General features: G+C 41.3%; 7 protein-coding genes. 6 read left to right on the top strand and 1 reads right to left on the bottom strand.

Translation table 11 applies throughout. The features are described 5' to 3' along the window. Positions 1 to 303: 303 nt before the first annotated feature. The 6 genes from RMZ42_RS23490 to RMZ42_RS23465 all read left to right on the top strand — a co-directional run bounded on the left by RMZ42_RS23490 (position 304) and on the right by RMZ42_RS23465 (position 12,343). A complete protein-coding gene (locus RMZ42_RS23490; protein ID WP_322673683.1) occupies positions 304 to 1,206 on the top strand; it encodes a S1C family serine protease in 903 nt (300 codons plus the stop codon). A 406-nt stretch (positions 1,207 to 1,612) separates the two neighbouring features. Further along, on the top strand, positions 1,613 to 2,449 hold the full coding sequence (locus RMZ42_RS23485; protein WP_322673682.1) for a S1C family serine protease: 837 nt from the start codon (positions 1,613 to 1,615) through the stop codon (positions 2,447 to 2,449). Next, the gene (locus RMZ42_RS23480; RefSeq protein WP_322673681.1) at positions 2,446 to 3,078 is read left to right on the top strand and encodes a response regulator transcription factor; all 633 of its coding nucleotides are present in this window, start codon (positions 2,446 to 2,448) and stop codon (positions 3,076 to 3,078) included. Before RMZ42_RS23485 ends, RMZ42_RS23480 begins: the two co-directional genes overlap by 4 nt. A gap of 514 nt (positions 3,079 to 3,592) precedes the next feature. After that, positions 3,593 to 9,556, top strand: a complete 5,964-nt coding sequence (locus tag RMZ42_RS23475; RefSeq protein ID WP_322673680.1) for an AAA family ATPase — start codon at positions 3,593 to 3,595, stop codon at positions 9,554 to 9,556. Beyond that, a complete protein-coding gene (locus RMZ42_RS23470; protein ID WP_322673679.1) occupies positions 9,556 to 11,088 on the top strand; it encodes a response regulator in 1,533 nt (510 codons plus the stop codon). The genes RMZ42_RS23475 and RMZ42_RS23470 overlap by 1 nt, the downstream gene beginning before the upstream one ends. A 25-nt stretch (positions 11,089 to 11,113) precedes the next feature. Continuing rightward, the gene (locus RMZ42_RS23465) at positions 11,114 to 12,343 is read left to right on the top strand and encodes a glycosyltransferase family 4 protein (protein WP_322673678.1); all 1,230 of its coding nucleotides are present in this window, start codon (positions 11,114 to 11,116) and stop codon (positions 12,341 to 12,343) included. Between the two features lie 107 nt (positions 12,344 to 12,450). Here the strand turns inward: RMZ42_RS23465 and RMZ42_RS23460 are convergent, their stop codons facing one another. Then, entirely contained in the window at positions 12,451 to 13,002 is a 552-nt protein-coding gene (locus RMZ42_RS23460) for a L,D-transpeptidase (protein WP_322673677.1), read from the bottom strand. Positions 13,003 to 13,401: the final 399 nt, after the last annotated feature.

Below are 13,401 nucleotides of genomic sequence, written 5' to 3'. Positions count from 1 at the left end.
CTAGGAATGAGTTGGGTTCTCCTGCCTATTTTATGGTTGATAGAGCCACTGGCATTATTTGATAATCATGTCATTAAAGGCTTTGACTGTAAGCTTCTAAAGCTGTCAAGCAACAAGTTTTTAGTATTACGTTCAATAAAAGAGCCGATAAAGTCAATTATTTATATTTTGATTCAGCAACGCCAAAAGCTTATATAAATCCTAGCCATTTTTCTAGGATAAATTCTCCCCATTTTTCCGATGTCATCTGTGTTGATAAAACGGCACGATATGAACATCTAAAAACGTTTGCACAAAAATCTTATGTCTTCATTACTGGCTTTGTCCAACAGTTTAGCTGATACCGTAGAACAAGCTGGGAGTGCTGTGGTTGCGGTGAATGGGGGTACACGTGTTTCCCCAAGCGGCATTCATTGGCGTAATGGCATCATTGTTACCTCTGATGAGTGCCTCCAGCGCTATGACGATATCACTATTACCTTATCAAATGGTAGTACTGCACCAGTAACACTCGTCGGTCATGACTCTAGCACCGATATAGCTGTTTTTAAACTAGAAAATGCAGAAATACCTGTGGCCAAAGTTGGCGATGCTAAAACGCTCAAAGTTGGTCATTTGGTACTAGGACTGGCAAGAGGTGGCGAAGGTGATTTAAGGGCGGCGATGGGTGCAGTGAGTGTGGTTAGCGGTGCTTGGCGGAGTATGAATGGCGGGAATATTGACCAATTCATCCGCCCAGACATCACCCTTTACTCTGGTTTTGCAGGCGGCCCGCTCGTAGATGCTGCTGGTTTTGTTGTAGGCATGAATACATCGGGGCGGCGTGGTACTGCTCTGACAATTCCCACTGCTACAGTCGATCGCGTGGTTGACCAATTAGTAGCAAAAGGACGCATTTCTAAAGGATACTTGGGTGTAGGAATGCAACCTGTACGTTTACCAAAGAACCTAAAAACTGCTCTCAATTTAAGTTCGGCAACTGGGGTAATTGTTGTCAATGTTGAGGCTGCGGGGCCTGCTGACAATGCAGGTGTGCTGCTTGGCGATGTTTTGGTAACATTCGATGGCGTAACTGTGGGCGATACAGGTGATGTGTTGGCGCTACTCAATAGTAGCGATCGCATTGGTAAAGCTGTCAAAGTGCAAGTTGTCCGGGGTGGAGTGTTAATTGAGTTAGCGATCGCAGTTGGCGAACGACCTTTGTAATTCGTAATTCGTAATTCGTAATTCGTAATTCGTAATTTGGAATTTGGAATTTGGAATTTGGAACTCGGAAGTTGCACCTTTTTACTCGAACGTTGAGCCTCTGAACTCGGAAGTTGCACCTTTTTGCTCGAACGTTGAGCCTCTGAACTCGGAAGTTGCACCTTTTTGCTCGGACGTTGAGCCTCTGAACTCGGAAGTTGCACCTTTTTGCTCGGACGTTGAGCCTCTGAACTCGGAAGTTGCACCTTTTTGCTCGAACCTTGAGCCTCTGAACTCGGAAGTTGCACCTTTTTGCTCGAATCGTCATTAGTCATTAGTCATTAGTCATTTGTGTTTCTAAGGACAAAGGACAAATGACAAAGGACATCACTAGATTCTACTTTCACACGCTCAAAAATTGTATAACATGGCAAACACAACATTAATTAACATCGCTGCTGAACTGACAGAGGTAGCTGCTAAACTACGCGATTGCACTGTTAAAGTAAAAAGTGGCTCTCTAGGAGTCGGTTCTGGTGTCATTTGGCAACCTGACGGACTAATTATCACTAATGCCCATGTAGCAACTAGCAACCGCGCAACTGTGGAATTGGCAGACGGAAGGGTATTTGATGCGGTGCGTACCCAATTCGATCCACAGCAGGATTTAGCAGCTCTGAAAATTGTCGCCACTGATTTAACTGCTGCAACTATCGGCAATTCGGAAGCGCTACGAGTGGGTGAATTAGTCTTGGCGGTGGGTAATCCCTTTGCTGACAGTGGCGCTGTGACAACTGGAATTATCCATGCAAATAATCCACGAGCAGTTATGGCCGATTTGCGGCTGTATCCTGGTAATTCTGGGGGGCCACTTGCCGACTGTCAAGGCCTGGTTGTGGGAATTAATACGATGATTGTTAATGGTTTGGCTGTGGCGGTTCCCAGCAACACCGTTGAGCGTTTTTTACAGGGAAATAGTCGTCCGCAGCTGGGAGTTACACTGCAACCTGTGCTTTTAGGTAGGCGTAGCTTGGGTTTATTGGTGCTGTCAATTTTACCTAACAGTGCGGCAGAAAATGCTGGTATACAAATCGGCGATGTTTTAATTGGAGTTTCGGGGCGATTATTCACTAGCATAAATGACTTAACCAAATATCTCCATGAAAGTAAAGGATCTGTGCCGCTACAACTCCTACGCGGTAGACAGCAATTCGTGATTTATGTTGCCGTGCAGTCCGATAAAACTGCTGTGGAGGCGACATGATCCGAGTGATGGTAGTTGCTACTTCCCCTGTGGTGCGAGCAGGGTTATCAGCTGTGGTAACTACCAATCCTCGGTTGACGGTTGTGGGGAGTGCATCCGATTTGGATGTATTGGCGAGTGAAGTCGGGCAATTACAGCCGGATGTAGTGCTGGTAGATTTGAGTGGGAATTTTCAACAAGCGGTGTGGGAAAAATTGCTAGTTATTCAAGAACAGCAATATCCATTAGGAATAATCGTCATTGTTGAAGAACTCGACAGCATTGATTTAGAAACGGCGTTACGTTCTGGTATCCGGGGGATATTGCCTAATACTAGTACAGAGTCAGAAATTGTCGCGGCTGTAGAAGCGATCGCTTTTGGTTTGCTGGTGCTGCACCCAAATGCTGTAGAATTACTGTCTATCCGCGAAAAAGTAGTAACAAATCCCGTACAAACCTTGACACCACGGGAGATAGAGGTTTTAGGAATGCTTGGATCGGGGTTGGGAAATAAAGCGATCGCAAAACGTTTGCATATTTCTGAGCATACCGTCAAATTTCATCTCTCATCCATTTTTCAAAAGCTCAGTGTCTCCAGCCGCACTGAGGCTGTTGCTGTGGGTGTACGACTGGGTTTGATTATGCTTTGATCTTTAGTCATTAATATGAGATCGCGATCGATAGACTTCTTGTATGAATAAAAAGCCCTCACCCTAAATCCCTCTCCCAAACTTGGGAGAGGGACTTTGAAATTGGCTCCCCTTCTCCCAATATTGGGAGAAGGGGTTGGGGGATGTAGCAAGATCCCGTAGGGTGGGCGAATTTTGCATTTGTGCAAGAGGTCTAATACAGAATTCAGAAGTCAGAATTCAGTTAGGTATTCTGACCCAAAAGCAGATAGCGCAGCGTCTATACACTTCAGAATGAGCAACAAAACCCAGATGTAGAGACGCGATTTATCGCGTCTTTTAAAACCAATTATCTACACCAATAACCTTTAACCCAAGCTTATATTTCCAAATGTTGAGCTTTATTTAGCCTTAGAGAAATTTTGGGCTGGCTGGGAATGCTAAAGAAAGCACTTGATTGTCCTTTTATTTGACAGTTGTGGATAAAGTTCATTAGCATCATGCCCAGTTCATCGTACTACTTAGGCTTAGAAAAATGATACCTGTCCTTCCCGGTTACAACTTTATTGAAGCTCTGCATGAAGGTGTGAATACCGTTATTTATCGCGCTTCCAAGCAGTCAGATCAAACCCTTGCGATCGTTAAAGCCCTGAAAGCCGAGTATCCCAGCCTCGAAGAACTAACCCGACTCAGACATGAATATAAAATATCAGAGACGCTAGTAGATATAGAAGGAATTGTCAAGTCCCTAGCTTTAGAAAATCATCATAACGGTTTAGCCCTAATTTTGGCAGACTTTGGTGCAGAATCTCTGAAAAAGTATATTAGCGATCGCCAGTTATCATTAACCGAATTTCTAAAAATAGCCATTCAGCTAGCATCCACTCTCACTCAACTGCATCAAGCCAAGATTATTCATAAAGATATAAAACCTGACAATATCGTTATTAACCCAAAAACCGGACAAGTTAAAATTATCGACTTCAGTATTGCATCGTGTTTAGAAAAAGAAAATCAAAGCATCAGCAATCCCAATTTATTAGAAGGCACTCTCGCCTATATGTCACCGGAGCAAACCGGACGAATGAATCGGTCAATTGATTACCGTACCGACTTCTATTCTTTAGGCGTTACTTTTTATGAAATGCTGACAGGTGCGCTGCCATTTAATGCCGCTGACTCTCTGGAATTTGTTCATTGCCATATTGCCAAAACACCAATAGCGCCTCAAGAGTTCAATCCCCAAATTCCCTCGGCGGTTTCTGACATTGTCATGAAATTATTAGCTAAAACTGCTGAAGATAGATATCAAAGTTCTCTCGGACTAAAAGCCGATTTAGAAACCTGTCTGACTCAGTTACAGACGGATGGCGAGATTTCCCACTTTATTGTCGGTCAATTAGATTCATACAGCCAATTTTCCATTCCGCAAAAACTCTACGGACGGGAAATAGAAGTTGCTACTTTGTTAGAAGCATTCGATCGCGTCAGTTCTGGTACTACGGAAATGATGCTAGTTTCTGGTTACTCAGGCATCGGTAAATCGTGCTTAGTTTCTGAAGTTCACAAACCGATTGTGCGCCAGCGAGGTTATTTTATCTCCGGTAAATTTGACCAGTTCAAGCGGAATATTCCATTTGCTTCTCTAATTCAAGCATTCCAAGATCTGATGCGGCAATTGCTAACAGAAACCGATGAGCAAATCGCTGTTTGGAAATCAAAACTAATAGATGCCCTCGGCTCCAACGCTCAAGTGATTATAGACGTTATTCCCGAATTAGAACGGATTATTGGCCCGCAGCTAGCAGTTCCTCAATTAGGATCGTCAGAATCACAAAATCGATTTAATCGGGTGTTTCAACAATTCATTCATGTATTTAGTCAACCCGAACACCCACTAGTTTTGTTTCTGGATGACTTACAGTGGGCAGATTCAGCTTCCCTCAAGCTTATCCAGTTAATTATGACTGACCCAGATAGCCAATATCTATTGCTAATTGGTGCATATCGAGATAACGAAGTAAGCGCCACTCATCCCTTGATTCAGACCTTGGAGGAGATTCAACAGACTGGTGCGATCGTAAATAACATTATCCTCCAGCTTTTGGATATCGCTCACGTCAATCAGTTAGTAGTCGATACTCTTCGTAGCGAACTTTTAAAAGTAAAGCCGTTAGCTGAGTTAGTTTTTACAAAAACCCAAGGCAACCCCTTTTTCTTAACTCAGTTACTCAAATCTCTTTATCAGGACAACTTATTATACTTTGACTTTGAACGCGGTTTTTGGCAATGGAATATTGAGTTTATTCAGGGAGTTAATATAACTGATAATGTCGTTGAATTGATGGTTAGCCAAATTCAAAAGCTATCTGAAAAAACACAGAATGTGTTAAAGTTTGCCGCCTGCATTGGAGACAAGTTTACTTTAGATATATTGGCGATTATTAATAAAACATCTCAGTCAAAAACAGCAGCAGATTTGTGGGAAGCTCTGCAATCAGGTTTGGTTCTACCCCTCAATAATTCCTACAAAACACCGCTTGTTTTTGACTCAGAACAAATGGAGACTGAGAATAGGCGATCGCACATTAACCAGCCCTCATCACCCATTACCTATAAGTTCTTACACGACCGGGTACAGCAAGCGTCTTATTCTCTTATTCCAGATGATCAGAAAAAACAGACTCACCTAAAAATTGGTGAATTGCTACTAATACATACCTCGGAAAGGGACATTGAAGAAAACATTTTTGAAATTGTCAACCAACTGAATGTTGGTGCTGAATTCATCGCCCAACAGCCTCAAAAAGATAGACTGGCTCAACTCAATCTTATAGCTGGACAGAAAGCAAAAGCAGCAACAGCGTATGAATCATCTGTTAAATATTTAAATGTAGGTTTGGAATTACTTGCAGCAGATAGTTGGCATTGTCAGTATGACATGACACTCAACCTCTATGTAGAAACAGCAGCAGTAGAATTCCTCAACACTAATTTCGAGCGAGCAGAAATACTTTCCAATGTAGTTTTGGCACAGGCAAAAACCCTGCTCGATCGAGTCCAGGTGTATGAGACAAAAATGCAGTTTTATATTGCTAAAAACCAAATGCAAGCCGCATTAAATACCGGACTGCAAGTGCTGAAAATGCTAGGTTTACCTTTAGCAGCTAAATCCCCAACAAGACTGACTAGATTGAATTTAGGAGGGAAACGCATTGAAGATTTAATAGAATTACCAGAAATGACTGATGTTTATAAATTAGCTGCATTGCGAATTTTGATAAATTTGATTCCTCCGGTTTATATTGTAGCTCCCGAACTTTATCCACAGGTCGTTTTTAAAATGACCAATCTCTGTCTCAAAGATGGAAACTCTCCTCTGTCAGCTTATGCGTATGTACTTTATGGAATGTTCTTATGTGGCGCTTTTGAAGACATGGATTCTGGTTATCAATTCGGTCAGCTAGGCTTAAAGCTGTTAAATCAATTCAATGCTAAGGAAATGACAGCGAAAATCTATGAAACATTTAATTATTTTATCAGGCATTGGAAAGAACCAGGTATTAATACTATAGAACCGTTAATTGAGGGTGTCCAAAGAGGGCTAGAAACAGGAGATTTAGAATATGCTTCTTATTCGGCTTGTTTTTATTGTACGCATTTGTTTTTTATCGGCGAAAATCTAGAAATTGCTCTCCAAAAACAGGCGCATTATATTGCTTTAATGCAAAGAACCAAACAAGAGTTTCAAATTATTTATGCTCAGATAGTCCGACAAACAAGTTTAAATTTAACTAGAAAAACTGCGGAACCATATCGATTAATTGGCGAAAGTTTTGATGAAAATAAAATGTTGCCAATTCTGATAAATAGCAATAATTATATGGCTATTTATCCTATCTATGTTTCTAAACTGCTTCTGGGTTATTTATTTAAAAATTACGATCGCGCTGCTGAGAATGCCTTGTTGGCAGAAAAATACGAACAAGGTGGACAAGGATTGATGTACAAAGCCGAACACAAGTTCTACTCCTCTTTGACTCTCCTAGCTTCGTATCCCAGTGCATCACAAACCGCTCGCCAACAATATTTCAGTCAAGTGATAGCGCAGCAGAAAAAAATGAAGCAATGGGCGTTGCATTCTCCTGCTAACTATCAGCATAAGTACGATTTAGTGGAAGCAGAAAAGGCACGAGTATTGCAACAAGATGCAAAAGCGATCGCGTTTTACGACCGAGCCATAACTGGAGCTAGAGAACATGGATATATTCAAGAAGAAGCCCTAGCCTCGGAACTAGCAGCAGAGTTCTATTTTGCTTGTGGCAGAGAGAAAGTTGCTAATACCTATCTCAACGATGCCTACTATGGATATGGTTGCTGGGGAGCGAAGGCAAAAGTCAAAGACTTGGAGAAAAGATATCCTCAACTATTTCGCATATCAAAGCGAGAAAGCGTCAGTACGAATGTGACTCAGATAATTAACTCTACGGGTGAAAATGCCTCAGACTCCCTGGATTTAGCCACAGTTATGAAAGCATCTCAAGCTCTTTCTGGAGAAATAGTTTTAGGCAAGTTGCTCGCTAAATTAATGACAATTGTGCTAGAGAATGCTGGCGCTCAAACAGGCTACTTAATTTTAGAAAAATCAGGAGACTTGCTAATAGAAGCATCAGGAACAGTAGATAAAGTCGATGTAACTGTATTACAAGGAATCTCAGTATCAACCAGTCAGCAACTACCAATTTCACTGATTAACTATGTAGCCCGAACTAAAGAAAATATTGTCCTCAATAATGCAACTCGTGAAGGAACATTTACCACAGATACGTACATCGTCAACCATAAACCTAAATCGGTTTTATGTACACCGCTCATCCATCAAGGCAAACTCAGTGGCATTCTTTATTTAGAAAATAATCTCACCATTGGCGCATTTACATCAGATCGCTTAGAAGTATTACAACTGTTATCTTCTCAAGCGGCGATTTCCATTGAAAATGCTCGTCTTTATAAAGACTTAAAATTAGCCAACACTAACTTAGAAGCCAAAGTACAAGAGCGAACTTTAGAATTACAGGAAAAAAATGTGCATCTGCAAAAAGCAGAAGAAATCGCCCAATCAGCCAACCGTGCTAAAAGTGATTTTCTTGCTAACATGAGCCATGAACTGAGAACACCGCTTAATGGCATTTTGGGTTATGCCCAAATTCTCAAGCGTGAAAAAAGTTTAACTAACTCACAAAAAGATGGTGTGAATATTATTCATCAGTGTGGCGACCATCTTTTGAACCTGATCAATGACATTTTAGACCTCTCTAAAATTGAAGCTAGAAAAATGGAACTCCATCTAACGGATTTTCATTTTCCAGAATTTCTCGAAGGCATTGCCGAAATCTGCCGTATCCGTGCCGAACAAAAAGGTATTTGCTTAATTTTTGAACAGATTACTCAACTTCCTATAGGTGTTAAAGCTGATGAAAAACGGTTGCGGCAAGCTTTGATTAACTTACTGGGTAATGCCGTTAAGTTTACTGAAACTGGAGGCGTGGCTTTCAAAGTCGGCTATCAGGAAGGTAGAATTCGGTTTCAGGTGGAAGATACAGGAATTGGCATGGCACCAGAGCAATTAGAAGAGATATTTTTGCCATTCCAGCAGGTAGGAGATGGCGATCGCAAAGCAGAAGGAACGGGATTGGGACTGGCAATTACCCGCCAATTAGTTCAGATGATGGGTGGCGAAATCCAGGTGAAGAGTACTTTAGGAAAAGGAAGCGTTTTCTTCTTTGATTTAGATTTAACTGAAGTTTCTCAATACGCTGATGTTGTCAAGAAAGAGCAACGAAATATCCAAAGTTTTAAAGGCTATAAGCGGAAAGTTATTGTAGCAGATGACAGAGCAGAAAATCGTGCAATCTTGGTTAAGATGCTATCGCCTTTAGGATTTGAAATTGTGGAAGCGGCAGATGGTCATGATTGTCTCAATAAGGCATTTGAATTGAATCCAGATTGTATTTTAATGGATTTGTTGATGCCTCAAATGAATGGCTTTGAAACTACCCGTCGCATTCGGCGATCGCCTGAACTAAAGAATGCGATCGTGATTGGCACTTCTGCCAGTGTTTTTGATTTCGATCTCAACAAAAGTAAAGAGGCGGGTTGCAATGATTTTCTACCTAAGCCCATCCGCATAACAGAGCTTTTAGAAAAGTTGCAGTATCACTTAAAACTGGAATGGATTTATGAAGATGGTGAAAAAGTATCTACAGAGAATAAACAAGAAAGTTTTCAGCAATCATTGGTAGCTCCCTCCGCAGACGAAATTGCAATTCTGTTGAATTTAGCAATGAAAGGCGATCTCAAAGGTATTGTACAACAAGTCGATCGATTGGAAGAATTGGATGTTAAATATGCACCTTTTTCTTTAGAGTTGCGTCAATTAGCTAAAGGTTTTCAAGTTAAAAAAATCCGTGAATTTTTAAAAAATGTAGGAGTAAATTAATGAGTCTTTCCCCCATCGAAAATGGCATTATCTTAATTGTTGATGACAACCCGACAAATTTAGGAGTGTTGTTCGATTTCTTGGCTGATTCTGGCTTCCAAGTTTTAGTAGCGCAGGATGGCGAGGATGCAATTGAACAGGTCGAATATGCTCTCCCCGATCTAATTTTGTTAGATGTACTCATGCCTGGTATGGATGGGTTTGAAACTTGCCAGCATTTGAAAGCTCAAGAATCAACTAAAGACATCCCCGTAATTTTTATGACGGCGCTTTCTGAGACAGTGGATAAGGTCAGAGGTTTGAACCTTGGTGCGGTTGATTATATCACTAAGCCACTTCAGCATGAAGAGGTTTTAGCCCGTGTCAAAATCCATTTAAGCATCCGAAATTTGACTAAGAGACTGCAAGAACAAAATGTGCATCTGGCACAAGAGATTCAAGAGCGAACTAAGGCAGAGAACGCCCTCTTAAAACTGACATCTGAGTTAGAAGAACGCGTGGAAGAAAGGACAGCTGCACTTTTTGAATCTAATCAGCGGCTGCAACAGGAAATCCAAGAGCGAATTTGTACAGAACAAGCATTGCAAGAATCAGAAGCACGCTATCGAGAACAAGCCAATCGACTAGAACTTGCCTTTCGCCAACTTCAAGAAACTCAAAGCCAACTGGTTCATAGTGAAAAAATGTCCAGTCTGGGACAATTGGTGGCGGGTGTCGCCCATGAAATTAACAATCCTGTCAACTTTATCTATGGAAATCTGACTCACGCCTATGAATATACCCAAGGCTTGCTCGACCTCTTGAACCTCTATGCTAAGTACACTCCCTCACCGCTACCTGAAATTCAACAACTGGCTGAAGCGATAGATTTAGAATTTCTGAGTGAAGACCTGCCTAAATTGCTGAGTTCGATGAAGGTTGGGGCTGACCGCATCCGCGAAATTATTCAGTCCTTACGGATTTTTTCTCGCGTGGATGAAGCCCAAATGAAGTCAGTGGATATTCATGCTGGGCTAGATAGCACACTGCTGATTTTGCACAATCGCTTTAAAGGCAGCTCTAACCAACTAGGGATTCAACTCGTTAAAGAGTATGGCGACCTACCGCTTGTGGAGTGTTATGCAGGACAACTCAACCAAGTGTTTATGAATCTATTGGCGAATGCAATTGATGCTTTGGAGGAGTATGATAAAGAGCGATCGCCCCAGGAAATTTACTTTTGCCGCAGCACAATTCGGATTCGCACCGAAGTAACTGACGATAATTTTGTGACTATTAGGATTGGCGATACTGGCCCCGGTATGACAGAGGAAGTACGCGATCGCCTATTTGACCCTTTCTTTACAACAAAACCCGTAGGTAGAGGAACGGGTTTAGGCTTGTCGATTAGCCAGGAAATTGTTGTGTCCAAACATGGTGGTCAAATAACCTGTATTTCAGCACCCGGTCAGGGAACAGAGTTTATGATTAAAATTCCGATGCGATCGCACCCTTTAGAATTGACTTTGGCTGCACCTTCCTATTTTGGCTAAACCAAAAACTTTTGAAGACGCTGATATGAACATTTTAATGCTATCTTCCACCTTTCCTTACCCAGCAACGCGTGGGGGAACCCAAGTTAGGACATTTAATTTACTCAAGTACTTGAGTCAACGTCATACTGTCACCCTCGTGACTCAACGTGAGGGTGATGTTACAGACGCAGAAGTAGCAGGATTACGCGATTGTGTCGATCGTCTAGCTATTTTTGAACGCCCGCCAGATTCTCAAACCACCGGAATATTGCAGAAAATACAGCGATTTGGCAGATTTTTGCAGCAGGGAACACCGCCAAGCGTACTTAACCGCTACTCACTTGAGATGCAAACATGGATTAATAACTGGGTGGAAGCGGGAAAATGTGATGTAATTACTTGCGAACATAGCGTTAATGAAATTTATGTGCAGCCACATTTTCAAAAACAGCTAAAAACCATTGTTAATGTTCATAGTTCCGTTTACGCTACCTGTCAGAACCAATTAGCAACAGGTATTTCGGAAAATTCACTCAGAGACAAAATTAATCTCCCACTTTTGCGGCGTTATGAGCAAAACTATTGTGCTAAATTTTCGGCAATTGTGGCGACAACAGCAGAAGATAAAATTCAACTACAAGAATTTAATCCCAATAGCGAAATTGCAGTTATTCCCAATGGCGTAGATTTAGTTTCTTTCCCCAAGCGTACCACCGATCCCGGAGGACATCGCCTAATTTTTATTGGTGCAATGGATAATTTAGCAAATATTGATGCTGTCTGCTTTTTCAGCAATGAAGTTTTGCCAGAAATCCAAAAATTGTATCCCGATACTACTTTCGATATTGTCGGTTCTCACCCAGTGGCAGAAGTTTTGGCACTTGATAAAAAACCAGGAATTAATGTGCTGGGGCGTGTACCTTCGATGGCAGAATATTTACACCAAGCCACCATCTGCGTTGTACCGATGCGGACTGGGTTTGGTATTAAAAATAAAACTTTAGAAGCAATGGCAGCTGGTATACCTGTAGTAGCCAGCGATCGCGGCTTAGAGGGATTAACTGTAGATGCTGCTAGTCATCCATTACGGGCATTACGAGCCAATAAACCCGCAGAGTACGTCACCGCTATTAGTCAACTATTCGATCGTCCACATCTGCGTTCAGAATTGTCTTGCAACGGCAGACAACTGGTAGAAACAGAATTCACTTGGGATATTGCTGGTAAAAGCTATGAACAAGTTTGTCTTGCCAGAAGTAATACTAATCCGTAATTTGTAATGACCGAACAATTTTAGATTTTGGATTAAAATGAAAAGCCGCAACTTGGGTTCATAACTAGCTACCCTCGACTAAGACTTTCGTCATAACTCTATATCAGCTATCGCACCACAGTAACTGGTGTTCCCATATTAACCTGATAGAATAATTCTCTAACATCGTTGTTGTACATCCGAATACAACCGTGTGAGGCAGCCTTACCTACTGAATCAGGATTAGGGGTACCGTGAAAGCCAACCCAGTTTTTACCGTTTGTCCAAAATCCAATCCAGTATTTGCCAAGTGGGTTTTCAGGATCTCCTCCTGGGATAGCTTTACCTGTAAAAGGGTTTATCCAAGTAGGGTTTTCTAACATTGTACGTACGCGGAAATTACCAATTGGGGTTTCCCAGTCTTGGCGACCTACTGCTATGGGATAACTTTTAATTCGGTTTTTTCCTCGATATAGGGTTACTCGACGGTTGCGAAGGCTGATCTCTAGGTGAAGAGGTTGAATAATTAAATTATTATTAATATTAGCCGTTTGAGAGACTAAATTGTTGGTTGAAGTATGAGAAGGAACTCTTAGTTCAGAAGCTAACGACAGAGCCGGATTAAAATTTAATCCAGATGCACAAATAAAAATAACTAACTTATCTAATTGCTTGAACATTTTCAAATTTTAAATTTTGTCTATCAAGATTTTAGTACCAAATTAATTATCAATTGTTTAATTTTTGAGCTTATTATACTCTGTAGCTATTTGAGGAATCATTCTGATGAACAGAATAGTCTAGCATTAGATATGTAATTTTGTGAAGAAAGGAAAACAAAATTGTCAAAAGTAGTTGCAGTAGAAATCGAATCAATTGACAGGGCATTTCATCTTTTCTACTGCATTTACTGTTGATAACAGTCATGATTTGAAATCATCTAAGTAGAGGAAGCAAGCTTAACAAGCTCTCTAGCCTGTATTGTATAAGGCTAAGAAATTACCAGAGCGCTCTGACACCTCCACCAGTGTTTTGTCCACCTGTAGTGTTGTTACCTCCTGTATTGTTCTGCGTTCCAC

The sequence above is a fragment of the Nostoc sp. DedQUE05 genome, from assembly GCF_034530955.1.
Classification (GTDB): Bacteria; Cyanobacteriota; Cyanobacteriia; order Cyanobacteriales; family Nostocaceae; genus Nostoc.
Note: the sequence above shows the minus strand (reverse complement) of the source record. Positions and strands in the feature narration are given on the sequence as shown.